The sequence below is a fragment of the Marinomonas sp. PE14-40 genome (assembly GCF_051623805.1).
In the GTDB taxonomy this organism is placed as follows: domain Bacteria; phylum Pseudomonadota; class Gammaproteobacteria; order Pseudomonadales; family Marinomonadaceae; genus Marinomonas.
Map to the genome: position 1 here is coordinate 4,585,505 of NZ_CP130700.1, position 23,267 is coordinate 4,608,771.

At 41.0% G+C, this 23,267-nt stretch carries 20 protein-coding genes; 11 read left to right on the forward strand and 9 right to left on the reverse strand.

What is annotated here, in order from left to right; genetic code table 11:
- Positions 1–165: 165 nt before the first annotated feature.
- Entirely contained in the window at positions 166–1,710 is a 1,545-nt protein-coding gene (locus tag Q0A08_RS21215) for a sigma 54-interacting transcriptional regulator (RefSeq protein WP_438463491.1), read from the reverse strand.
- Between the two features lie 307 nt (positions 1,711–2,017).
- Between Q0A08_RS21215 and Q0A08_RS21220 the strand changes: the two genes are divergently transcribed.
- On the forward strand, positions 2,018–3,619 hold the full coding sequence (locus tag Q0A08_RS21220) for a methyl-accepting chemotaxis protein (RefSeq protein ID WP_438463492.1): 1,602 nt from the start codon (positions 2,018–2,020) through the stop codon (positions 3,617–3,619).
- Positions 3,620–3,688: 69 nt separating this feature from the next.
- Here Q0A08_RS21220 and Q0A08_RS21225 read toward each other — a convergent pair whose 3' ends face one another.
- Positions 3,689–4,480 (reverse strand): crotonase/enoyl-CoA hydratase family protein, encoded by a 792-nt coding sequence (locus Q0A08_RS21225; RefSeq protein WP_438463493.1) that lies wholly within the window; start codon positions 4,478–4,480, stop codon positions 3,689–3,691.
- 421 nt (positions 4,481–4,901) lie between these two features.
- On the opposite strand from Q0A08_RS21225, the gene Q0A08_RS21230 reads away from it, so the two are divergent.
- Positions 4,902–5,672 carry a siderophore-interacting protein gene (locus Q0A08_RS21230; RefSeq protein ID WP_438463494.1) on the forward strand — a complete coding sequence of 257 codons (771 nt, stop codon included), beginning with the start codon at positions 4,902–4,904 and terminating at the stop codon, positions 5,670–5,672.
- Positions 5,673–5,762: 90 nt separating this feature from the next.
- On the opposite strand, the gene Q0A08_RS21235 is transcribed toward Q0A08_RS21230, so the two are convergent.
- The 3 genes from Q0A08_RS21235 to Q0A08_RS21245 all read right to left on the reverse strand — a co-directional run bounded on the left by Q0A08_RS21235 (position 5,763) and on the right by Q0A08_RS21245 (position 9,498).
- Positions 5,763–6,686: a DUF2608 domain-containing protein gene (locus Q0A08_RS21235; protein WP_438463495.1), complete on the reverse strand. Its 924-nt coding sequence runs from the start codon at positions 6,684–6,686 to the stop codon at positions 5,763–5,765.
- A gap of 84 nt (positions 6,687–6,770) precedes the next feature.
- Positions 6,771–8,507, reverse strand: a complete 1,737-nt coding sequence (locus Q0A08_RS21240) for a GMC oxidoreductase (RefSeq protein WP_438463496.1) — start codon at positions 8,505–8,507, stop codon at positions 6,771–6,773.
- 298 nt (positions 8,508–8,805) lie between these two features.
- Positions 8,806–9,498: an SDR family oxidoreductase gene (locus Q0A08_RS21245; protein WP_438463497.1), complete on the reverse strand. Its 693-nt coding sequence runs from the start codon at positions 9,496–9,498 to the stop codon at positions 8,806–8,808.
- Positions 9,499–9,789: 291 nt separating this feature from the next.
- Here Q0A08_RS21245 and Q0A08_RS21250 point away from each other — a divergent pair, with 291 nt between their 5' ends.
- From Q0A08_RS21250 to Q0A08_RS21260, 3 genes are all read left to right on the forward strand, one after another.
- Positions 9,790–11,799: a DUF294 nucleotidyltransferase-like domain-containing protein gene (locus Q0A08_RS21250; protein WP_438463498.1), complete on the forward strand. Its 2,010-nt coding sequence runs from the start codon at positions 9,790–9,792 to the stop codon at positions 11,797–11,799.
- Positions 11,799–12,485 carry a 3'-5' exonuclease gene (locus tag Q0A08_RS21255; RefSeq protein WP_438463499.1) on the forward strand — a complete coding sequence of 229 codons (687 nt, stop codon included), beginning with the start codon at positions 11,799–11,801 and terminating at the stop codon, positions 12,483–12,485. The genes Q0A08_RS21250 and Q0A08_RS21255 overlap by 1 nt, the downstream gene beginning before the upstream one ends.
- A 148-nt stretch (positions 12,486–12,633) precedes the next feature.
- Positions 12,634–13,371, forward strand: coding sequence for a substrate-binding periplasmic protein (locus Q0A08_RS21260; RefSeq protein ID WP_438463500.1), 738 nt, complete (start codon positions 12,634–12,636; stop codon positions 13,369–13,371).
- A 6-nt stretch (positions 13,372–13,377) separates the two neighbouring features.
- Here the strand turns inward: Q0A08_RS21260 and Q0A08_RS21265 are convergent, their stop codons facing one another.
- Positions 13,378–14,703 (reverse strand): MFS transporter, encoded by a 1,326-nt coding sequence (locus Q0A08_RS21265; protein ID WP_438463501.1) that lies wholly within the window; start codon positions 14,701–14,703, stop codon positions 13,378–13,380.
- A gap of 158 nt (positions 14,704–14,861) precedes the next feature.
- Here Q0A08_RS21265 and Q0A08_RS21270 point away from each other — a divergent pair, with 158 nt between their 5' ends.
- From Q0A08_RS21270 to Q0A08_RS21290, 5 genes are all read left to right on the forward strand, one after another.
- Positions 14,862–15,335: a methyltransferase family protein gene (locus tag Q0A08_RS21270; protein WP_438463502.1), complete on the forward strand. Its 474-nt coding sequence runs from the start codon at positions 14,862–14,864 to the stop codon at positions 15,333–15,335.
- Positions 15,336–15,339: 4 nt separating this feature from the next.
- Entirely contained in the window at positions 15,340–15,744 is a 405-nt protein-coding gene (locus tag Q0A08_RS21275) for a hypothetical protein (protein ID WP_438463503.1), read from the forward strand.
- Positions 15,745–15,963: 219 nt separating this feature from the next.
- Positions 15,964–16,200 carry a hypothetical protein gene (locus Q0A08_RS21280; protein WP_438463504.1) on the forward strand — a complete coding sequence of 79 codons (237 nt, stop codon included), beginning with the start codon at positions 15,964–15,966 and terminating at the stop codon, positions 16,198–16,200.
- A 261-nt stretch (positions 16,201–16,461) separates the two neighbouring features.
- A complete protein-coding gene (locus Q0A08_RS21285; protein WP_438463505.1) occupies positions 16,462–17,826 on the forward strand; it encodes a dicarboxylate/amino acid:cation symporter in 1,365 nt (454 codons plus the stop codon).
- 102 nt (positions 17,827–17,928) lie between these two features.
- The gene (locus Q0A08_RS21290; protein WP_438463506.1) at positions 17,929–18,285 is read left to right on the forward strand and encodes a VOC family protein; all 357 of its coding nucleotides are present in this window, start codon (positions 17,929–17,931) and stop codon (positions 18,283–18,285) included.
- Between the two features lie 179 nt (positions 18,286–18,464).
- Here the strand turns inward: Q0A08_RS21290 and fdhA are convergent, their stop codons facing one another.
- Positions 18,465–19,661, reverse strand: a complete 1,197-nt coding sequence (gene fdhA / locus Q0A08_RS21295; protein WP_438463507.1) for a formaldehyde dehydrogenase, glutathione-independent — start codon at positions 19,659–19,661, stop codon at positions 18,465–18,467.
- Positions 19,662–19,843: 182 nt separating this feature from the next.
- Positions 19,844–20,761, reverse strand: a complete 918-nt coding sequence (locus tag Q0A08_RS21300) for an EamA family transporter (protein WP_438463508.1) — start codon at positions 20,759–20,761, stop codon at positions 19,844–19,846.
- A 161-nt stretch (positions 20,762–20,922) separates the two neighbouring features.
- Between Q0A08_RS21300 and Q0A08_RS21305 the strand changes: the two genes are divergently transcribed.
- Positions 20,923–22,347 carry a PLP-dependent aminotransferase family protein gene (locus Q0A08_RS21305; RefSeq protein WP_438463510.1) on the forward strand — a complete coding sequence of 475 codons (1,425 nt, stop codon included), beginning with the start codon at positions 20,923–20,925 and terminating at the stop codon, positions 22,345–22,347.
- 14 nt (positions 22,348–22,361) lie between these two features.
- Here Q0A08_RS21305 and Q0A08_RS21310 read toward each other — a convergent pair whose 3' ends face one another.
- The gene (locus Q0A08_RS21310; protein WP_438463511.1) at positions 22,362–23,231 is read right to left on the reverse strand and encodes a LysR family transcriptional regulator; all 870 of its coding nucleotides are present in this window, start codon (positions 23,229–23,231) and stop codon (positions 22,362–22,364) included.
- Between the last annotated feature and the right edge of the window lie 36 nt (positions 23,232–23,267).

Genomic DNA, 23,267 nt, shown 5'->3' on the forward strand with positions numbered 1-23,267 from the left:
TAAATAAATGTTTACAACTGCTGTAAGAAAAAGAATACGCACCCGAAAGTAAGTAGATTCGAGATGCGTTTCCTTTTAAAGGGTTGATCATTTAATTGGCTGATATTTAACTGACAAGCTCTTAGATAATCGACTCTACTGAATAGAAACTTAGTTTAAAAAACCTTAAGAGAGGCTCTCCTTATTGATACCATGCTCTTTTAGTTTATTCGCAATGGCCGTATGGCTAAGGCCAAGCTTTTTAGCCAGCAAACGTGAACTTGGGTAGCTGGGGAATAAACTTTTCAGTAGCTGGCTCTCAAACTGCTTCATTGCTTGTTCTAGGCTACCTTCAAACTCTGCTACGTCTAAAGCTTGCATCTGGGTCGCTTGTTGGTACTGAGGTAAGGCTAGATCTTCTAATTCTATTTGTTCATGATCTAACATGCTGATAGCCCGTAATAGGGTATTTTTAAGTTGGCGAACATTTCCTGGCCATGGATAAGCTAAGACTGCTGACTCACATTCTTTAGTTAATGTCAGTAGAGGCTTTCCTTGTTCAGCACAAATAGACTCAATAAAGTACTGAGCTAAAGGCAAAATATCATTATCACGCTCTCTTAAAGGTGGGATGGTGACATTGAGCACATTAAGTCGGTAATACAAATCTTCTCTAAACTCACCGCTTTCAACCTTTTTAAAAAGGTCATGTTGGGTGGCACAAATAATACGTACATCAACTTCTATTTCTTTTTCATCGGCAATGCGGCGAAACTTACCTTGTTCTAAAAAGCGTAGAAGTTTTACTTGTAGAACCGCCGACATATCACCCACTTCATCTAAGAATAGTGTGCCTTTATCAGCGAGCTGTAGCAGGCCTTTTTTACCTTCACCATCCTCATTCGAAAACGCAAAAGGGGCATGACCAAAGAGTTCATTTTCAGCCACATTATCTGGCAGGGTGGCGCAGCTTAATACTAAAAAGGCCTGATCTTTTCTCGGCCCTTGTTTGTGGCTCATATTCGCTAGAAGGTCTTTACCTGTCCCTGTTTCACCACTGATTAATAAAGGCGCTTCTGACTGTGTTGCCACATTAACCACTTTAAGCAACTTGCGCATTCTTAGGCTGCTTGCTAAAAAGTTTTCTTTAGGGATGTTGCTAGAGTGAGAATGGCTTAGAAGATTCGTTAATTGCTTAGGGTTGTATAAACGAACTAAGTAATGACTATCGAGATGGCTTTTGTTGACGAGCCTGATATCAGCTAAAAACAAACTTTGCTTAACCTGAACATTTTCAAAAGATGGCTGATTAACTTGCTGAGGCAGCGTTTTAAAAACAAGGTAATCTTGGCAATGAATAACTTGTTTGCTTTTATCTAAATGCCAATTAAATAACGCATTAGCAGCCTGATTACCCATGACTAATTTAAAGTTTAGATCCATGCTAAAAACTGGCTCAGTGAGCTGATCCATAATGTTTTGTAACTCGTTTAAACTATGGCTCATAGGCAAATAAGATGTGGTTTTTACATCCTTCACACCCTCTACTTTACGTATTTCTGCCATGACGAGTTGCAGGCTAGGTAGCTCAACTTGCATGGTGCTTAAAAAGAAGCCGTCGTCTTGATGGTTAATTTCTATGCCAGTTAGGTCTATTTCATGATGAGCTAAAACGTCTAGCACATCCTGTGCAATACCTATTCTATCCGTACAGGATATGGCTAGTTGCATAGTGTCTTCCTTATTATTTTTGCAGCTATCTCTTTAGAGGAATAACGATGGTGAGTATTTAACTAATTTTACACTTGTAGGCTGGTGTGTGAATAAAAAAATATAAATAGGGATTTTTGAGAAATGTCATAGCCTTAATAAAACCTTAAGGTTTAGGTAATAGATTTTACAAATACTAAAGGAGACAAAAGTGAATGGCTTTACACCCCTTAAGTGAAGTTTACACAAGCTTAGCTTAACGCAAGTAAGGACTTTGTCTAACATGAATAGAAATTTCTTTAAAAACATTTTCTGAGTAGGTTTAGGTATGACAATTAATCGCTTGATTAGTATTGTAATTTTAGTCGTCTTGATTTCGTTAGTGGCATTATTCTCCATTACTGAAAAAGGGATTGAACGAAACGAAAATGTGATGAGACAACAGGCATTAATTTCAGAATCTGTTGGAAGAATAAAAGATGCTCGTTACTATGTTGTGCAAGTACAACAGTTTCTGACTGACATTGGCGCAACGCGAAGCGATGAGGCCCTAGCAGAAGCGGATGAGAGTAAAGCGGGTGCTATTGAAAGTTTTGATGCATTAGAGCAAATATTGCCAGAACGTGCTCAAGAAATTCAGGCCTTGAAAAACCAGCTTGATATTATGCATGCGGCTGGTGTGAAAATGGCTTACACCTACATAGAAGATGGCACCGAAGCGGGTAATACTTTAATGAAAGGGGCTGGTGGCTTTGATGATAAATCTGCTCAATTAGCTGACTCCCTTGATGCTATAGCATCAGAGTTAGTAACTGCTTTGGTGGAAGGGGATCAAGAAGTTATCGCAGTAAATGAAAGCACTCACTCTCTTGCGCTTATGAGCAGCTTAATTTGTGGCGTGGTAATTGTGGGCTCTATTCTCTTCTTACGTCGTCGTATTTTACCTGCTCTACATGAACTTGATCAGTCTTTAAGTAATATTGCTGATGGTGCTAAAGATTTAACTTTGCGTTTATCCGAAGAGGGTAAAGATGAGTTATCGGACATTTCTCGTAGTTTTAACCGTTTTATTGCAGGCATTCATAATCTCATCATAGAGACAAATGACAAAGCGATTCAGCTGTCGAGTGAAGGTAAACAGATGACCTATGCCTCTATTGAAACCAGTAAAGGTATGGAGAAATTGCAATCACAAACCGACAATATCACTCAAGCAATTTCCGAGATGCAGTCAACGGTAAAAGATGTGGCAAATCATGCTGAAAGTGCGGCGCTTGCTGCCAAACAATCTGATGATGATGCTAAGCAAGTTGAGCAAGTGGTAAATGAAAGTAAGGTGTCGATTAATAGCTTGGCAAAAGGGGTGAGTGAAGCTTCAGAAGCCTTAGTATCTCTTGAACAAAATACTGAAAATGTTGGCAGTATTTTGGATGTCATCCGAGGCATTGCCGAGCAAACTAACTTACTTGCACTCAATGCGGCGATAGAAGCGGCACGTGCTGGAGAGCAAGGTCGAGGCTTTGCCGTTGTGGCCGATGAGGTAAGAACCTTAGCAGGTAGAACACAAGAGTCGACAGAACAGATCCAAAATATGATTACTGAATTACAGAAAGGGTCGAATGCGGCTGTTAGTGTGATGGCGCAAAGTCGTGAACAAGCGGATGCGAGTGTGGCACATGCAGAACAAGCCAGCGAAGCGCTTTCTCGTATTGCAGGATCCATCAGTAATATTTCGAATATGGCAACTCAGATAGCTTCTTCTATGGATCAACAAGCGGAAGTAAGTGACGATATTACTTCGAGTATCAGCAATATTTCTGATGCTGCGCAAAGTACCAGTAGTAATGCTGAGCAATCGCATTTAGCCAGTAAGCAAGTACTAGGACATGCTCAAACCCTTACCCAAACAATGGGCGATTTTAAAGTTTAAGCAGATCTAAGAGAGCAAAAAGGATCACCTAACTGGTGATCCTTTTTTATTGGCTGAATTAAACCTTTATTACTTGTCTTCAAAGTTCGCTTGGCGTTTGGCAAAGTTAGCTTGAACGGCTTCCATCTGGTTTTTACTGCCAATAATCGTCCTTTGTATCTTTTCTTCTAGGGCAAGTGAGGCTTGTCTTTCCTGCTGCCAAGCTTGGTTAAGTAGGGTTTTAGCCCCTTGAACCGCATCTGGGTTTTTATTTACGATTTGCTGGGCAAGCTCGGTTGCTGCTGTAAGCGGATCTTCATCTAAACGAGTCACTAAACCATAAGCTAGACCCTCTTCAGCGCTAAACTTTTTACCTGTAAAGGTCAGCTCTTTAATCACATCTTGGCGTGCAAAATGAGGGACAGTGGCAGTGAGTGACATATCTGGAATCAGCCCCCATTTAATTTCCATGATGGACATCAAGGTGTCTTTTTGCGCGATACGTATATCTGCTGCCATGGCGATTTGTAGTCCTGCACCGTAAACATGTCCCTGTAATGCTGCGATAACTGGGATGTTTAAGTCATGCCAATCAAGGGCACAACGTTGGGCCAAGTTTGCGTCATAACCTTCTTCTGTTGTCAGCAGTTTAGGGATGTTATCCGGTTGCGCCATAATGCTAGGAATATCTAATCCAGAACAAAAAGAGGGGCCATTGCCTGCTATCACAACCGCCCTGATATTTTTTTGCTGTTTAATTTTGGCTGCAGCTTCGATTAATCCATAAATCATATTCATATCGACAGCATTCAGCTTATCAGCTCGGTTTAATCTCACTTGAGCGATATGGCTAGTAATTTCTATTGTTATACGGTCTGACATAAGTTTCCCTTTTAATGTCTTTGATGCTCTCACTGAATTTTCTTTAACTTATTTCGGAGCTAAATAAAGTAAAGGATTTTAAGATTACAAAAGCATGAAACTTTGTAGTAAAGAACAGCTATTTTTATCTTAATAAAATAACCATGAAGTAATAAGTCATGTTTTTCTATGTTCAACATCATGTATAACAGATATCAATTAGAAGGAGGTTTGTAAGCTGAATATTTGATTTCTTATTTGATTCTCATTCTTATTTAGGGTTTTATGTATACTAGCTTTAATCGGAAGACGCAGTCATTTCTTATGCTGTGTTATTTTAGTTGCCATTGATGGCTAGGGAACCTATTTTCACCTAGAGAGATAAAGCGATAGCCTTTTGTCTTCTTTACTGATTTTTAAGCATTTTTACTTAGGAGATTTTATGTCTACGCGAACAACTCGTCTTTTGACCGTAAATGCAAAAACGCAACTTAGCCCTAATATGATTCGAATTCAGCTACAAGGTGAAGCCCTTAGTGATTTTCCTATGGGCGCTGAAGGCGGCTATGTAAAGTTGCTATTTCCACAGCCAACGGAAACGGGTGTAGAAAGTGATAGCAAGCCTAGGATGCGTTCATACACAGTGCGTTATTTTGATGAAAAAGCCTTAACCTTAGATCTAGATTTTGTTGCTCATGGTGATAATGGACCTGCTTCAGCATGGGCGTTATCTTGTTCACTTGGTGATCAAATTTCTTTGCTTGGTCCAGGTTTGGTGAAATTGCCAGACATGGATTCAGATTGGTTTTTCTTAGTTGGGGATATGACAGCCTTACCCGCGCTTAGTGTCATTGCTGAGCGTTTGCCTAAAGATGCTAAGGGTTATTTAGTTGTTGAGCTTTTATCTATAGAAGATAAACCTAATTTGGATTTGCCTGCAGGGGTAGAGCTTGTTTGTGTGGTTAACCCTGATCAGGAAAATATTAATACCTTATTAGTCGACAAGGTGCTTAGTCTGCCATGGCTTGAAGGTAAGGGCTTTGTTTGGAGTGCCTGTGAAATGAATTCAATGCGTCCACTAAGAGACTATTTCCTAAAAGAGAAATCTGTACCTAAAAGCCAGATCTACATTAGCAGTTACTGGAAAATGGGTGTAAGTGATGAAGGTCATAAATTGGCAAAAAAGCAGGAAGCGGAGCAGCAACCTTCTTAACCATCAGCAGAGCCTTCTGTCGCTTGAAGGCTCTTTTTCGCTGAGGGCTCTCGTTAGCTGAAGGCTCTTTTTAAGCTAAGGGCTTTTAAATCACAGAATTGGCTTTTTCAATTCTGACTGTAAAACATCTTTAATGATGTTCCATTTGTCAGTCGCATTCTGCTGGTGCTGGTTAGCATACTTACCTTTCCTTAGTGCCGCTTTATGCTTTTCTAAGGCAGTAAAGTGCAGAGCCTTCACTTGGTAGTGTGGGCTATTTTTAAAGGCTTTATGGACACTGATGACATTGGCTAAGGTGTCATCAATAAAGATAATTTGAGTGAGTTTGGTGGCACTCTTTTGCTGATTGAACTCATCTAACAGACACTTTAAATTGATGCCTTTATCTTGCCCTGACAAATACATGGCCCCGTTTCTATAGCTAATAGTATTCATAGTACTGATATCGCAGGGAATGTAAGGGCTTGCCTTGCTACTTTTATTATCGAACAGTAATGAGTTCTGGCTGAGGTGCGTAGCGAAGGTTTTATTTTTACTTATTTGAAGTCTGGAAAACTGCTGCTCCGTGGCAGAAATATCAGTATTTCCTCTGGCGGTTTCGACTAATAGCCTGACGCCAGACTGAGTCAATTTTTTGAGTACCTTAGGGACTTCTTGCTGGCTATAAACCATAGTATTTAAGTTAAATAATAAGGTTGCAGTCACCAGCAAGTCTTCAAACTTATCGGCCACTCTTGGGTATAGATTCTTTTGTATTTGGTTCTGCTGCCAACTAAACCAAGCCGGTCCGCCAAGGTACTGACAGTGTGCAGGGTCTGTGTTATCTGGGCATGGCATCATACTAATTGTATCGTCATCATCCATTACTAATAGTGTGTTGTAGGGCTTATCTATCTCTTTACTTAATTTAATCAAGTCATTAAACGAAGCAATGGCACCATGGCTAGATTCAGCACTAACTAGCTGGCTGAAACAGACGGCTACCATTGCAAAGATTAAGTAGATAATTTTCATGGCAAACTCCTTGAGCCAAAAAATGAGTAATAAAAAAGCCAACGCTTTTGGCATAAAAAACGCTGGCTTTGCTGGGTAAAATAGTTACTTTCTTACAAGGTTATCCGCGAGGTTTTGAGCCAGCGCTACCATTGTCATAGTTGGGTTCCAAGAGCCCCCTTGAGGCCATAAACATCCCCCTGTGATATAGACATTATTTGTACCTCTTAATTTGTAATCCGTATCGACAGGCGCATCTTGGGTTTCACCAAGAAAGAGCGTGGAAGATTCATGGACTAGGGCATCTACACGACGTTCTTCAGTGCTTGGTTGAGAGCTCGCCCATTCACCAGAGTCTGGGTCACCATGCCAGTATTCGACTTTGTCTTTACCTTGTGGTGAAAGGACATCTTCGAGAACACTGAAAGTTGCTTTGTCCATGGCATTCCAAGTTTCATAATCACTCTGATTTTCCACAACTTGTAAAAGCGAGTTAGTGGTAATGTTTTTATCTTGTTGATAATGCTTAAACCAGTTCTCTTTGTTGTCATAATCAAGTTCACCTAGAACAGCACAAACAAAAACAACATAATCTTCAGAGCTTTCAAGCTGAGCCATAGAGGCAGTAGACACGACATCCGGCATATAGCGTAGTGCTGTACCAGCGTTCTTCACAGGGTCTTGGTTACTGATAGAGGTTAACTGGATATGAAACTGCTGATCGTAATTATTACCAATACCAGCTACATAACAGGCTCCCATTTCCAGTGGATTATCTGAGCATAAGCCAAGATCTGCTTTAGGGACTCTGGCTGTAATCGCACTGATAAAATGCGCCGAAAAACGTTCACCAATATGGTTAAGTTCAGGGAAAGAATTTTGTACTAAGGTTGTTGGCGGTAAGGTCCCCATCGCTAAAATGAGTTTTGCGCCATTAATTGGCATCACACCACGGGATGTTTGTAGGGCAGAGGCTGTACCATCTTGGTTATAGATTCTTTCAACCACACATTGGGTTACTATATCTAAAGTGCTGCCTTTGCCTTCTTTAGCCAATGACTGTTGCTTGCTGACAAGCTCTAATAACGGTCCTGGGGTGGAGTATTTTTGAAAGTCGATGTCATCAACCTCTTTACCGTCACAGGCAAGCGGTGCAGCCTGTGTGCGATACACTCCAGGGATACTGCCAGTTTCATTGGCATTATTGAGGAGTGTTTGTACCTTGAGTTGTAACTCGCCATATACTGGGCGTTGCTGCCCGATTAATCGCGTTAAGATGGGGTCACGGTTTGTATCGATCTGATCGGCATTTTGCACTCTTAATAACTTTTCTGCACTGGCAAAGTATTCTTTTGCTGTGGCAATGGTTTTCTTCGGCCAGCCTTTCATTTCATCTGTATTTGGTCTTGGACACCATGCACTCCATAATGTTGAGCGACCGCCAACAAAGGGCACCATGCCGTGTTGCCAGCGTACTGGGCCACCACGACCTGTTGCGGTTTCTTGAGACAAGGTCCAAGGGAAGGTTTCTGATAATCCACCTAAAGTATTCACAAAGGGAAGGGGAAGGTTTTGAAAGTGCTCAGGTAAAAAGAAAGGGCCTCTTTCTATCATGAGAATACGACAGTGAGGGTCATTTTCTAAAGCACGTTCTGCTGTTGCATAGGCGCAAAAGCCTGTACCTATGATAACTAAATCATATTGGCCATTTTCTCTGGCATTTTTCCACTGTCCCTCTGTAAGAAAGAAAACATGGTCCATGACATTTTGGCCTGTAGGTGATTGTGGGCCTGGGGTTGGATAACCATGATGAAGGTTTTCAGTCGACGCGAAATTTCCCATAACAAAGTCCTTATGTATCAAAAAAATGAATTTATTGATTTGGGTGTTTTTTATTATTTTGTGACGAAAGCTAGGAGGCTTAATGTGAGTGATATGACTTATACGCTTTCCTTAGCTTAAGCCCATAAAAAGCTAGCAGGTTTTTGAGGTTTCACCAGCAAGAAGGTTAGCTTAAGTAGAAAATTCATTTTTTAAAGACGTATTGCGAAAGGAAGGCGCTAAGGTAATCATCTCTGTATTACCTTAGCTCGATTTATCTAGGGTTTGGATGGATAGTTTAGAAAGGCGGCTTAGAAGATTACCAAGCTATTTCAGAACCGTCATAGTTGTAGAAGTGGCCTGTTTTTATTTCTGATGTCATCACGTTTTTTAACCCTGTCACGCTCTCAGTGGTATCGATTAAGCCATTAGGACCACCCATTTCCGTTCTCACCCAGCCTGGATGTAGGGCAATGACTTGAATCCCTTGAGGTGAAAGGTCGATAGATAAGCTTTTAATGACTTGGTTAAGCGCTGTTTTTGAACTGCGATAAATATAAGCCGAGCCACTTTGGTTATCACTGATACTGCCCATCTTACTGCTTAGTACAGCAATTCTTTTACCTTTACTTGCGGCAACATGAGGAGTAAAAGCTTGTATCAATTTTAATGGTGCTATGGTGTTGGTTTCGAATACCTGACGCCAAGCCTCTAGATCTAGGTTATCTAAGCTTGAACCTTTTGGTCCATAAATGCCTGCGTTATTAATGAGAAGATCAAAGCTTGTATCTTTAAGTTGGCTCGCTAAATTGGTAACGGCTTGATAGTCAGTTACATCTAATGCGTAAAGCTTTATATCTGTGTTTGCTTGAGCCAAAGCAGACAGTTCGGTCGCTGTTTCAGGATTACGGCAGCAGGCGCTAATTTGCCAATTGGATTGCGCAAATTGTTTGACCATTTCTAGGCCAATACCGCGATTAGCGCCTGTGATAAATAAGTGAGGTTTAGACATTAAGCTTCCTTGTAAACAGGTGAGTAATAACAATTTTTATCAGCTCATCTTTAGCAAAACAAGCGCACCTAAGAGAAAACCTTATTTGTTGGATGATTAGGTCTTCTGTAAAAGAGAGCCCGTACTTAAGAAAAGTTAGCTGGTCATGTTTTTTTACCTCTTAAGCTTATGAAAAATAAAGATAAATCATTTTTATATTTGCCTCTTTGAACTTAGACTTTAGTCTTAAACTATTGATGTTTAAAAACCTTGGGCACATGCTTTAACTAAGCTTTGATAAAGGATGTACTCATGTCTGCCATAGACGTTCAAGAAGTTGTTAAGTTTTTACAAGGAACTGTGCCATTTGATTCTTTAGCCGAGTCAGACTTAAGGCGCTTAGTAGAAGCCCTAGAAGTGATTTATATAAGGCAAAAGCAAAGCATGTCTTTAGGCTCGCAAGCACCTAATGTCTTACCTCTTAACGATTTGCATATTATTCGACGAGGAGCCTTTGAGATCCAATGTAAAAAAGGGGGGTTGGTCGATAAGCTTGCCGACGGTGAGTGCTTTGGTGTCTCTAGTGTTTTGGATAATAACCCAGAAGGCCTATATGTTGTTGCCCTTGAAGATAGCCTCGTCTTTCGACTTGATAAGGAAAGTTTTTTAGCGCTTACCAAAGCGAATACTGACTTTGCGTTATTTTTTGCCAATACCAGAGTAAAGCGCCTTAGCTTATTGTCGAAAAGTTTACAGCAAGATAATGGGAATCAAATATCAATAGAATCGAGCCAGCATCAGCTTGAGAGTCACCAAGCTTCTAGTCTTACTGAGTTTGTTCAGAGTGAATTAGCGGGTAATAAAGAGGACGACAGGCAAGCTCAAAATAGGGCTGATCCTGCTATGCAACTTTCTTTGCCAGTACATAAGATAATGTCTAGACAGCTAGTGAAAGCCGAGGCCGATACCAGTATCAGAATGGCTGCCTTACAGATGACTGGCGCTAGGGTTAGTTCCTTGTTAATTGTTGAGGGAGAAACTCTCATTGGTATTATTACCGATAGGGATTTACGTTCTAGAGTGCTAGCCAAAGGCGTATCTACCGATTTACCTGTTTCAAGTATTATGACGCGAAAACCCACCTATCTTGATGAGTCTAGTCTTTGTATTCACGCTCAACTTATTATGAGTGAACGCAATATTCATCACCTTCCCATTGTTGATGATGCTCTAAAGCCTGTTGGCATACTCACAGCGACGGATGTCTTAAAAAACCAGCAAACTAGCCCCTTATTAATGGTTTCTGAGATAAACCGACAAAAGAGTGTGGCGGCCTTGGCTGAGGTTTGTCAGCGTCTTCCTCGTCTTATTATCAACCTAGTGGCAGGAGACATTAACCCTGCGGACATGGGTGAAGTTCTAGCTAGCATTACGGATAACCTGACGAGACGCTTGATCGAACTTGCTGTGTCTGAATTAGGCGTGCCTCCCATGCAGTTTAATTTCTTAGTCTTTGGCTCTCAGGCGCGTAAAGAGCAATCTCTTGGTAGTGATCAAGATAATGGCATTATGCTAGAACGAGAAGGAGATGACAGAGAGATGGAATACTTTAAACATCTGTCTGAATTTGTCTGTCAGGGGCTAAATGAATGTGGCATTCCACTGTGTCCTGGTAACATCATGTCGAGCAATCCTGATTGTCGTTTGACCAAGTCTCAATGGTTGAAAAAAATTGCTTATTGGGTACAAAGTAATTCTCCTCAAGCGCTGTTAAATGCCAGCATCTTTTTTGATATGCGAAGTATTTATGGGCCCGAAGAATCACTGCAAGAACTGACAGATTTGTTGCAAGAGAAGGCTGTGAAGAACAGCATCTTTATGGCGACATTAACCAAAAATGCGATTTCCTCTCGTCCGCCTTTAGGCTTCTTCCGTGACTTTGTATTGGAGCATTCCGGTGAGCATAAAAACAAGCTAGATCTTAAGCACCAAGGACTCGCTTTAATCAATGACCTAGCTCGTCTATATAGCTTTGCAACAAGCAGGTATCAGGTCTCTACTCTTAAACGCTTAGACTGGATAGCAAAAGAGGGCTTATTGAGCCAAGATTATGTGAGTAACTTACAAGATGCTTGGGAATATCTCTCTGGTCTTAGGTTAGAAGCGCAGCAAGCAAGCTGGCAAAAAACAGGAAGTGCCAGTGCTTTTCTGGATCCTTCTTCTCTGAGTCCCTTAGAAAGAAAGCATTTGAAACTGACTTTTAAAACTATTTTGCAGGCTCAAGATGTGGCGCAAAATAAGTTTGCTAAAGGGCTAGGCTAATGGCGAGCCTGTTAAAGCATTTACGCCAAACCAAGGAAGAATGGAAGCTTAGGTTTGAGCAAAGCCTAAGACCAAATAAAGCTTATAAAAAACCTTGGATAGAGCATGAGTATCTAGTATTAGATATGGAAACCACAGGGCTAGATGGGGATCAAGATAGAGCCATCAGCCTAGGTTGGGTGCTGATTAAAAATGGGGCAATAAAGCTCGCGAGTGCTCGTCATATTTTGCTTGATAATGGCCCAATTGATGAGAAAACAATCGCCATACATATGATTACCGATCAGGATATTGCCGAGCTCGGTCGTAATCCCAGTGTTGCTATGCGCTATCTAAGGCAATTGTTATTGGATAAGGTTTTGGTCGTACATCATGCTCCCATAGAAAAAGCATTTCTTGATACCCTTTGGCGTGCTCATAAGCTAAAACCTCTTACCTTGGTCATGTTAGACACCTTGGCGATGGAAAGGGAAGTGCAAGGGCGAAAACAAGCTATGCTTTCTAATGATGCTTTTCGTTTAGGGGAGTGTCGTAAGCGATATGGGCTACCTGATTATCAAGGTCATGATGCGCTGGGGGATGCCCAAGCGACAGCCGAACTCCTTTTAGCCCAACTTCATCATGCTGGAACTGACTGTAATCTTAAAGATCTAATACAAAAAGGGGGAAAACTGGTACGATTTTGATATCTTATATAGATTAGGTGTTAAAATGCTTTGCGATAATTCGTGCAAACACATTTAGCCGTTTTTGCGCTAAGGAAAGGCCACTAGTATTAACTCGCCGAATATTGGTGAGTTTAATTAAGTTGATTATGACGTTTGAGGCCTTTCATTGAAATACTGCCGCTTTTTGTTTTCTGCCACACTCTTATCTCTCTCTTCTTTTATGGCTCAAGCCAGCTGCCTCAGTGCAGGTGTAATAGAGAATAAACCAATTGGTTATTTGGATGCTCAAGGCCTTGCTACGGGTGTCCATTGGGATTTTCTTGAAGAAATTAGCCGAGAGTCCGGCCTTTGTATAGAAAAAGAACTCATGCCCTTTGCAAGGGTTTGGTTGGGATTAGAAGTGGGTCGTCATGACCTTGTTGTGGGTTTCGCATCACCGAGCCGAGATGGCAAGGTAATCAAAGTCGGCTTGATAAGAGAGCTTAAAACGATAGTAGTTGGTGCTAAAGGTTATAATGTCCGTAATTATGAAGACCTTATTAGCCTTGATATAGGCAAGACTCGCTCCACTAAACTCGATAACCGTTTTGATAAAGATACTCAACTAATTGTCAGCGAACTTAATGACTATGAACAAGCCGTTAATATGCTGCTTGCAGGCAGAATAAATGCTTTAGCTGGCAGTTATAAAGCGATTAAATATCAACTAGAGCAAAGTAATCAGCCTAACTATTTAGATCGCAATGGTTTTCATGTACTGGGTGTAAGGCAGCAGTGGTTGCATATGTCTAAGCAATCCGAATTCAAATCTGAGATTCCCAAGCTAAAAGCTGCCGTTGAAAAACTACAAGCAACTGGCACACTTGCTCAGTTGGTAAAAAAGCATTACGAAGTCAGTAACTAGGCTTGCCTAATTAACTGGCTTATAGCGGTTAGCTAGTAAAGTGATACCAACACCAAATACACATAACAATAAGATAAGCATTAACATGCCTTGATTGGAATACTGCGCCAGTATAAAAGCAAAAGCTGGCGGTCCCATGCTTGCCCCTAAATTTCCAAGTTGGGCGATAGCGCCATTACTTTGGGCTTGATCATTAGGTGTTCTGGCAAGATAAGGCACCATAGCAAATGAGGATCCTGCTATAAGGCCGGAAAAAGCTAATAAACAAGAGGCAAAAATTAAAAATGTACTTGGAGAATCTATATTGAATAAGGTGAGCCCAGTAAATATTGCGACACCGATATAAGCCAAGCTGCCTAACTTTTGTGGTGAAATAAAATACTGGGCAAGAATACCTGCTAAAAAAGTACCGCCAATGCTAATGAGTGGTAAGAGTATAAATAGCTGATTCTTAATATTTTCATCATCTGTGATTCTGGGGACAAAAGTTAAAAGAGCAACAAACATACTGGTGTGAAATAAAAACACTAGCCCTGGTAGTAGGGTTCTCATGTTTTGATAAAGTTTCATTAAATCGCGGAAAAAGCCTAATAAAAGTGCTTTATGAGATAGGTGTGTTTGAGCCTTAATACTTTTCTCTGAGGTTAATGAGAGTGCCAAATAGATAAAAATAGGCAAGCATAACAAAGAGTGAAATTGATAAAGCTGAGCAAGTCCTCCTTGGGCTAAAATTTGAGTACCTAACCAACCCATCAAAGCAAATGCAACGCCAAAAAAGGTCCCCCATAAGCCCATAGTAATCGCTTGGTGCCTTGGTTCACTTAAACTAATCATCAAGGTCGGCGCGGCAACAACAACGCCTAAATGAGACAAACCTTCTAAAATTCGAGTTAAGAGCAAATATTCGATACTTGGTAAAAGTGATTGCGTAAATGATAAGACACTGCCTAGGAGTAAACTCGCTAGCAATACTTTTTTATGGCCTAGCTTACCGCTTAAAACACCTGCTACTGTGCCAAAAAATAGCCCCATTATACCAACGGATGATAACGCCATGCTTATGGTTGTTGAACTGGCTTGATAATGCAGTAATAGCATATCGTATGAGGTAGAAAACTTTGCAAATTGCATCGCAGCATACACACCAGCTATCCATAATACGAGAATGGTTAACCATTGTGTTGAGACTTGCTCTTTATTAATCTCTTGGTTAAGTGCTTCTTTATTAGAGTTAGTGATGTTGGAATGTGTGTTATTGGAAATAGTTTCGTTGGAAATAATCGTACTTTCGTGCAAATTAGTTTGCGAAGGTGTGCTAGGGTCTGAATTCACGAACCTTTCCTTGGTTATTAGTAATTAACTTAATCGTGATCAGTTTAAAGGCAGTGGCACTGGCTGACAATCAAACTGTAAGGTAAAGATTCGCATACTGAACTTTAAACGTGAAAGTTTAGTACTTTCTTATCACAAAAGTATGAAAAGGAGATTTCATGTCGTTTCTTGAATTAAAGCTTCCACCTGTTTTACTTGTACTGGTTTTTTCTTTGCTTATGTGGGGAGCCAGCCAATTAGATAGCTTGTCTTTCTTACAGTTGGAGCTGGACTTTATAGTACGGCTTTCTATCTTATTGTTTGGCATTATTACAGGGAGCCTGATAGCTCTTCTTGGGGTTAAGGCATTCAAGCAAGCTAGCACTACAGTAAACCCGATTAACCCTGAATCGGCCTCTTCATTAGTGACTTCTGGTATTTATCAATATACCCGTAACCCTATGTATTTAGGTATGCTGCTTTGTGTGATCGCATGGAGTGGTTTTTTAGCCCATTTTGGTACTTTGGCGCTTACGCCATTTTTTGTTTTATATATGTCACGTTTTCAAATTGAACCGGAAGAGCGAGCTCTTGAAGCCTTGTTTGGCGATGAGGTGTTAGAGTATCGAACTCAAGTTAGGCGCTGGTGTTAAGCTTATGAATCTATGGAATTTATTACCAGACTTTCTATTGTTTTCTAGTGTTGTGCTATATCTGCCGCTACTGATTTTGCCTTGTTACCTTATCTGTTTAGTGATTTATGTTCGTCTTAATAAAAAACATGAAAATGCTCGAAAAAAAGAATCTCTCCCTTTTTATGCTTTTTTATTGCTTAGCCTAATTGCCAGTACTGTGATGTTAAAAAGCCTAGGGCCGCAGATTGGCGTGGTGATTCCTCCTTTACTCTTATTGAGTAACCTTATTCTCCCACTCGTCTTTCTCTTTCTAAGTTTACTCAAGGCATCAGATCGCTCGGTTGCTCTATGGGGGGGGGCAAGTTTGGCGGGTGGGGTCCATGCACTTAGTTGGAGTGTTTGGTTAATGGCGCTGGCGGGTAGTTAAATCGGTGTGAAAGCATCTAGAGCAGTGTTTGAAATGTGCTTTCTATAATGTGCAGTGATTATGTAAGTTGCTAATTGATAGATTTATATCAACTTTGAATAGCTTCAGTCAGAGTAAGTTTTCGCCTCATAAATTAAATCATTAGCCAATTTTTAATCTGGTAAATCTTTAATCAGATTAAAGTTAAGATGTGGCTAAAACGACAAAGGGATATTATGAATGAGTAATGATGAGCTGGCTAAATTATACGAAACACTCTCGATGAAGTATGAAGAAGAATTTGCTGTTGAATGTGGTTTTTCACAAGCAACAAAAGAGCGCATGGCTATGTTAGAAAAAATACGTCGTGGCTCTCTTTCCAAGAAAGATATTCGAGTTATTGAGCCTATTTTTTCCTATGGAAATATTGATATCTCAGCTTATATCCAGCCTAGAAAGCGCTTTGTCTTTTTCTAATCATTGATCCTTTATTTTTCTGTTGAAGTAGGGATAGAGTCTGTAACTATCGCTTGTATCTCTACTTTTAACTTCTATTTTCAGACTTCGTTTTTCTTTTATTCAGAGTGAACCTAGCTTAGTTTTTTCTCCCTTTATGGGAGATATGTAAGCCTAGTTCTCTAAGTTTGATCTGTGCCTTGTTTTGTCCTTCAATTGCTTGAATATACTCGTTAAAAACTCAGAATAAGCCAGATTAATTATGGATGAGTTTTTACGAATATGACTTCTTTAGCCCCTTGGTACCAACCTTTTGATAATCAGCTTAAGCAAATTTCGATGTTGCTTAAAAGTCAGTTATGGATGCAAATTATTGTGGCACTTATTTTAGGTGTGACTTTAGGTTTAATGCTATCGCCAACAGGCGGTGGCTTGGTCGAAGCAGATACTGCGGTCGTCATTGCCCAATGGGTCAAATTACCGGGTACTCTTTTCCTTTCTTTGATCCAAATGGTGGTGGTTCCTCTTGTGCTTAGCTCTATCATGTTAGGCATAGCCACAGCGGGAGACCCTGACTATCTTAAAAAAATAGGTTTAAGAATTTTTCCCTACTTTGTGACCACAACCACGGTTGCCGTCATCATTGGCGCGAGCTTGGTGTTGTGGATTGAGCCTGGGCAATACATGCAGAGTCAAATGCAGGGTCAGAAAATAAGTAGTGAAATACTTGCTGATAAAGATGCAGTAGAGCCTATTGGTAGATTAGAAAGTTCCTCAGTGCCTGATAAAATTAGTGCTCTCATCCCCACGAATATGACAAAAGCGACTTTAGACAAAAGTATGCTTCAACTTGTGGTGTACGCCATGATAATGGGCGTTGCGCTGGTAGCCTTGCCACCTAAAAAATCCAAAGTACTGCTTCAAGCGCTAGACAGTGTTCAAGCCATTGCCATGCAAGTAGTGAGTTGGGCCATGTTACTGGCACCTTTGGCGGTATTTGGGCTCTTATGTGAAATTACCATACGCATAGGTGTAGATGCGTTATTAGGTATGTCTATCTATGTACTGACCGTGATTTTTGGACTGGTAGTTTTGTGGGTGTTTTACCTCATCATTATAAGGCTGGTGGCTTCAAGGTCAGTTTGGGGCTTTTCAAAGGGAGTTCGTTCGGTACAACTGTTAGCTTTTTCTACATCAAGCTCCGCCGCTGTTATGCCTTTATCCCTTCAAACCTCAGAGCAGACTCTAGGAGTAAAGCCTTCAGTAGGGCAGTTTGTGATTCCTTTAGGGGCGACAATCAATATGGATGGTACCGCCTTGTACCAAACCATAGCCGCAATCTTTCTGGTTCAGGCTTTTGGCGTAGAGATCACAACCAGTGAACTCTTATTACTCATGTTAACCACGATAGGTGCGTCCATTGGGGCACCCAGTACACCGGGTGTTGGTATCGTTATCCTAGCGACACTGCTATCAAGTGTTGGTGTGCCTGCTGCAGGTATTGGTTTGATACTCGGCGTAGATAGGATATTGGATATGTGTCGAACCACTTTAAATGTGACTGGCGATCTAACCGCTTGTTGTGTGATGGATAAATGGTTGCCAGATGCGGGTGAACGAAAAGAGAGAGATTATTGGAAAAATTAGATTGAATGACTGCTGACATGAGGTGTCAGTATGGGGTGGATATACTGAATTTCATACTTTGTAAATCAAGATTAATTCACTAACTCGTTAAGGCATTCAATAATGAAAATGGACTATTGCGTTCTTGGAACCAACAATATGGCAGCGGCAATCAACTTCTACGATTCACTGTTTGAGCAAACAGGGCTTAATCAGGTATTAGCAACCGATAGAATGACTTTCTGGCAAGGTGCGGACTTTGCTTTTGCCATAGCAATTCCTTTTAATGAAGAACCCGCAACTAATGGTAATGGCACCATGATAGGTTTAAATGTGGGTTCGACTGAGGAGGTGATTAGGCTTTATCAAAAAGCACTTGAATTAGGTGGAACTAGCGAAGGTGAGCCGGCTGATCGTGGACCAAGGTTTTCAGCTTATGTGAGAGATTTAGACAAAAACAAAATCGTTTTTTCGGTATAAAGCACTTTAGCCTCAGGTCTCTTGAGTTTAGTAATGAGACGAATGACGTTTACCTATCTTTAGACTTCTAAACTCAAAATTCTTTCTCACAACATTTAAGATAAAAAAAGCCCAATGCTGGTAGGAAGCATTGGGCTTTTTTGTGTGCGTTTAACGCTTTTTAGCTTTAGCTAAAAGAGTTAAGACACCATTTTATGTGGATCGATAACGAATTTCTTCGCCGCACCACCATCAAAGTCTGCATAACCTTTAGGTGCGTCATCTAGACCTATCATTTGTACGTTAACCGCTTTGGCAATATCAATCTTATCGAACAAGATCGCTTGCATTAGTTGTCTGTGGTAACTCATTACTGGGCACTGGCCTGTGTGGAAAGAGTGAGATTTCGCCCAACCTAAACCAAAACGCATAGAAAGTGCGCCAACACGTGCTGCTTCATCAACCGCACCTGGATCATCAGTTACGTATAGACCTGGGATACCAATTTGGCCACCGGCACGGGTTAATTCCATTGCAGAGTTAAGCACAGTCGCTGGCGCTTCTTTACCATGGTTACAACCACAACCGTGAGCCTCAAAGCCAACACAGTCAACAAAAGCGTCTACTTCACGTTCACCTGTGATTTGCTCTATCTTGTCAGCCATTTCGCCTTCTTGGCGTAGGTCGATTGTTTCACAACCAAAGCTACGTGCTTGATCTAGACGTTCTTGGATCATGTCACCAACAATGACACAAGCTGCGCCCAATAGTTGCGCAGAAGCCGCTGCAGCAAGACCAACAGGGCCAGCACCCGCGATATACACAATAGAGCCAGGACCAACACCTGCAGTGACACAACCATGGTAACCTGTTGGTAGGATGTCAGACAGTAGGGTCAGATCTTTGATCTTTTCCAAACCTTGATCACGATCTGGGAATTTCAGTAGGTTGAAGTCAGCATATGGCACCATTACGTACTCAGCTTGACCACCAACCCAGCCACCCATATCAACGTAACCGTAAGCTGCACCTGGGCGCGCTGGGTTTACGTTTAGGCAGATACCGGTACGGCCTTCTTTACAGTTACGGCAACGACCGCAAGCAATGTTGAATGGCACAGAAACAAGATCGCCAACATTTAAAAATTCAACATCGCGGCCACATTCAATGATTTCACCTGTGATCTCATGGCCAAGTACTAGACCTTGTTCGGCTGTTGTTCTACCTCGAACCATGTGTTGGTCACTACCACAAATGTTGGTGGTAACAACCTTTAGAATGACACCGTGCTGACATAGGCGTTTATTCATTTCCAGTTTTGGAAAGTCAATGGTGTCGACCTGCACTACACCTGGACCTTGATAAACAACACCTCTGTTTGCGTGAGCTAAAGACATAGCTTTCTCCTTATTATTAGACGCTACACAGCAGTAAAAACTATCTGCGGGCAATCAGTATGGTGCTAGTTTGATCTAGGGTCATCGTCTTGGCGCTGTTCATGTCGTGATCAGTTAGGTGGAGGTCGCTCTGCATTAGGATAGGCTAACTTTATGTAAAGCGACTCACTTTTTGTATTTAGTTACTTATTTCCTATCTTTTCTAAAGTGGCTTTTTTTGCCACTTTTTGGAATAAGGCAGGGCTTAAATTGACGGCTAATTGACTGATAAATAGACCGAGTAAAATGAATATAGCCGCTAGTATTTGAGATAAAACAATGGCTTCCTGATAAAACCAATAACCACCTAAAATCGCAAACACCGGGACTAGTAAGGTCATGGGGGCGACACTGGAAAGCTCATATTTGACGATCATTTTATTCCAAAACCAGTAGCCAAGTAGTGTGGTTGGATAGGCCTGAAACAAGGCGGAAAAGATAGCTGAGCTATTGATGCCTAAATGTAAGTTAGTAATCACTTCAGGTCCGTGACTTACAACGGCTAAAAGTAACAAGGGAAGGGGGGCAAACAGCATCGCCCAAATATTAAATGCAAAAATGGACTTAGTATTCGCGCGTTTTACGATTAAGCCATTAATGCTCCAAAATAGAGAGGCTGCCAAAACTAATACAAGACCTTTTAGGGTCACGCTGCCACCTTGTTCCTGCATAATTATAAAGAGGCCAATGAGGGCCAATGAGGCCCCAAAAAGCTTGTTAAAACTCAGCTTTTCGTTGAGGAAAAAGTAGCTGATTAATAGACCTGAAACGACACTCATATCCAATAACAAGGATGCCATACCTGATGATGTGCCCGCATCAATGGCTAAGGTTGTTAAACCCCAAACACCCACGCCAAAGGTTAAGCCATAGCTGATGAGATAGCGCCACTTTACATCGGGCTTTTTGATAAAAAAGATGAGCGGAAAAACCGCAAAGGTGAAACGCATAGCAGTGAGTACAAGCGGGTCTATATTATTCACCCCAAGTTTGATCACACTGAAGTTGAATCCCCAAAGTGCCATGAGAGCGGTGAGTAAACAAAGGTCGAGTTTTTTCATGGTCTGTCTCTTAATCTTATTGTGAAAGCATTGGTATGAGTATGTCCTTAAAGTAAAAAAGAGTGCAGATTCAATTTTTAATAAAAAATAGAGTACAATTTGTTGGCCCTTGAGTATTAAGGTTTAAAAAACCTTGTGTGATCTAGTTTGGAGATATTGGTATGACCTTGTATGAAACCTTGGCAAATGAATATATCGATGCGATTAAGAGTCAGCGTTTACCCTTTGGTAGCCGTCTACCGGCTTTGAGAGTGTTGGCCAAGCAGCATAAGGTGAGTTTAACAACAGCAACTAAAGCTTATGAGTATTTACAGCAACATGGCTGGATTTATCCAAGACCACAGGCAGGTTATTTTGTTGCCAATAACTTAGAAGAAGAGAGTTTTCCACGTTTAACCTCGCTTCAAAATCAAGGTCGTGATCCTAAGAACTACTCACCTGTTTTGGGGTATAACGCTGGTGCTGAGTTTTTTAATCCTTTAGGCACCTCTATGATAGCGCCAGAATTACAACCAACGAAAGCTTTGCAAAGGTGTATTAAACGGGTGGCCTCACGCAGCCAGCAAAGCTTATTTTCTTACCCTAATCCGCAAGGAGAGGTGGGCTTAAGACAAGCACTTAGCGAACATTTTCGTTTGGATCATTTTGCTTTTTCTGCCAAAGATTTAGTGATAACAAATGGTTGTATAGATTCAGTACGCATTGCCATTGAAACCTTAACAAAAGAAGGGGATACCTTAGCGATAAGCTCACCTTGTTTTAGTGGGCTATTGGACTTGCTTGTTGCTCTTTCTCGTAAAATTGTCGAGATACCTTGCACGGAAGAGGGCTTGGATTTAGATTTTTATGAAGCCTGTTTAAAGCAAGGAAACATTAAAGCAAGCTTGTTTAGTACCTCTCATATGAACCCGAGCGGGCGCACTTTATCGAATGAACAAAAACAGGCTTTGGCAAAGCTCGCCCAAGATTATCAAACCCCCATGATAGAAGATGATGTTTATATTGAATTATCTCATCAGGGTAAACCGCCTTTACCAACCAAATATTGGGATAATGAAGGGTATGTTATTTGGTGTGGTTCTTTCTCCAAAACCTTAGCAGCAGGACTTAGGTTAGGTTGGTGCTTGCCCGGACGTTATTTGGAGGCTTATATTAAACAGCATACGCAAACCCGCTTCGGTATTAATGGTTTGATGCAGTTGAGTTTGGCTGAGTTTATTAACTCAGGAGAGTATCGTAGTCATGTGAACCGTATTAGGTTGCAGTTAAATCGGCAGGTCTATGTGTATCGTAATCTCTTGATAGAAAACTTGCCTGTCAATACTAAAATAAGCGTGCCTGATGGTGGGCTTGTTCTCTGGCTTCAGTTGCCTGATATAGATGCCAAAGCATTAGAGTTAGCAGCCAATGAAGAAGGTGTTGATATTCGAAGTGGTGCTTGTTTTAGCACCCATGATGCCTACGGTGATTGTATTCGCATCAATTGCGGTTGGCCTATTTTGAACAATGGCACGAGAGATGAGGATAAAAGTAGTGCTTATCAACAGTTATTACGCTTGTGTCAGCTGGTGAAATCTCTTAAATAGCGCTAATGGTAGCGTTAGTCATAGCTTTGTAATAACTTGATAAAGGCGCTAGCAGCATTAGATTCGGTTCTATCTTGGTGAATCAAACAGCCTATTTGGCGCTTCAAAGGACTATTATCTAAGTCTAAAATTTTTAGGTTATCGTCGATCAAAGAGTCTGGTAAAACGCTCCAACCAAGGCCTGCGGTAACCAGCATTTTGATCGCTTCAAGATAGTTTGAAGCTGCCCTTGGAATAATGCTTAGGTTAGCTTGCTCAAAAATATCGTCGATAACACGGCGGGTAAAACTAGAAGCATCAGGCAATATTCCTTGGACACTGCTTAAGTCCTTGAGACTTATACTCTTAAGGCTTGCTAGGTGATGATCTTTAGCGCAGACAAATTTGAGCTTTTCTGTCCATAAAGGAATAAAACGTAATTGCTCATCCATTTGGGTAGGTTCTGTAATCAATGCTAATTCTAATTTCCCTTGTAATACATCTGCATAGGCCTGTTTGGACGTTAAAAAGTCCAAGTTAAAGGCCACCTCTTCATATTCAATAATGTAACGTTTTACTGGTTGAGCAAGATGGTGCAACCCTATGTGCTGTGTGGTGGCGATAGATAAAAAGCCGTCAATGGTATGGGATAAATTGCGCACGGCATTAAGGCCACTTTGCGCATCTTGTAACATTTTATAAGCATGAGGTAAGAAAGTTTTGCCTGCTTCTGTGAGTTGAATACGACGACCAATACGGTCAAAGAGTCGACAACCAAGCTGGTCTTCTAGGGAGACAATACGTTTACTAATACCAGGTTGAGTTAGGTGTAACTTCTCGGCAGCTAAGGAAAAAGAATTTTCTTCTGCCGCGGTGGTAAAGGCTGCTAGAGCAAGTGTATTCATTCGATATTCCAGAAAGTAAACTTAATATCAATTCAT

Bases quoted from the DNA above. Each gene is read 5' to 3' on its own strand.
- Q0A08_RS21245 (WP_438463497.1), bottom strand. From the start codon at position 9,498: ATGTCTAAACCTCACTTATTTATCACAGGCGCTAATCGCGGTATTGGC.
- Q0A08_RS21275 (WP_438463503.1), top strand. From the start codon at position 15,340: ATGAATCTATGGAATTTATTACCAGACTTTCTATTGTTTTCTAGTGTT.
- Q0A08_RS21215 (WP_438463491.1), bottom strand. From the start codon at position 1,710: ATGCAACTAGCCATATCCTGTACGGATAGAATAGGTATTGCACAGGAT.
- Q0A08_RS21230 (WP_438463494.1), top strand. From the start codon at position 4,902: ATGTCTACGCGAACAACTCGTCTTTTGACCGTAAATGCAAAAACGCAA.
- Q0A08_RS21300 (WP_438463508.1), bottom strand. From the start codon at position 20,761: ATGAAAAAACTCGACCTTTGTTTACTCACCGCTCTCATGGCACTTTGG.
- Q0A08_RS21285 (WP_438463505.1), top strand. From the start codon at position 16,462: ATGACTTCTTTAGCCCCTTGGTACCAACCTTTTGATAATCAGCTTAAG.
- Q0A08_RS21225 (WP_438463493.1), bottom strand. From the start codon at position 4,480: ATGTCAGACCGTATAACAATAGAAATTACTAGCCATATCGCTCAAGTG.
- Q0A08_RS21255 (WP_438463499.1), top strand. From the start codon at position 11,799: ATGGCGAGCCTGTTAAAGCATTTACGCCAAACCAAGGAAGAATGGAAG.
- Q0A08_RS21270 (WP_438463502.1), top strand. From the start codon at position 14,862: ATGTCGTTTCTTGAATTAAAGCTTCCACCTGTTTTACTTGTACTGGTT.
- Q0A08_RS21290 (WP_438463506.1), top strand. From the start codon at position 17,929: ATGAAAATGGACTATTGCGTTCTTGGAACCAACAATATGGCAGCGGCA.
- Q0A08_RS21240 (WP_438463496.1), bottom strand. From the start codon at position 8,507: ATGGGAAATTTCGCGTCGACTGAAAACCTTCATCATGGTTATCCAACC.
- Q0A08_RS21235 (WP_438463495.1), bottom strand. From the start codon at position 6,686: ATGAAAATTATCTACTTAATCTTTGCAATGGTAGCCGTCTGTTTCAGC.
- fdhA (WP_438463507.1), bottom strand. From the start codon at position 19,661: ATGTCTTTAGCTCACGCAAACAGAGGTGTTGTTTATCAAGGTCCAGGT.
- Q0A08_RS21250 (WP_438463498.1), top strand. From the start codon at position 9,790: ATGTCTGCCATAGACGTTCAAGAAGTTGTTAAGTTTTTACAAGGAACT.
- Q0A08_RS21305 (WP_438463510.1), top strand. From the start codon at position 20,923: ATGACCTTGTATGAAACCTTGGCAAATGAATATATCGATGCGATTAAG.
- Q0A08_RS21220 (WP_438463492.1), top strand. From the start codon at position 2,018: ATGACAATTAATCGCTTGATTAGTATTGTAATTTTAGTCGTCTTGATT.
- Q0A08_RS21310 (WP_438463511.1), bottom strand. From the start codon at position 23,231: ATGAATACACTTGCTCTAGCAGCCTTTACCACCGCGGCAGAAGAAAAT.
- Q0A08_RS21280 (WP_438463504.1), top strand. From the start codon at position 15,964: ATGAGTAATGATGAGCTGGCTAAATTATACGAAACACTCTCGATGAAG.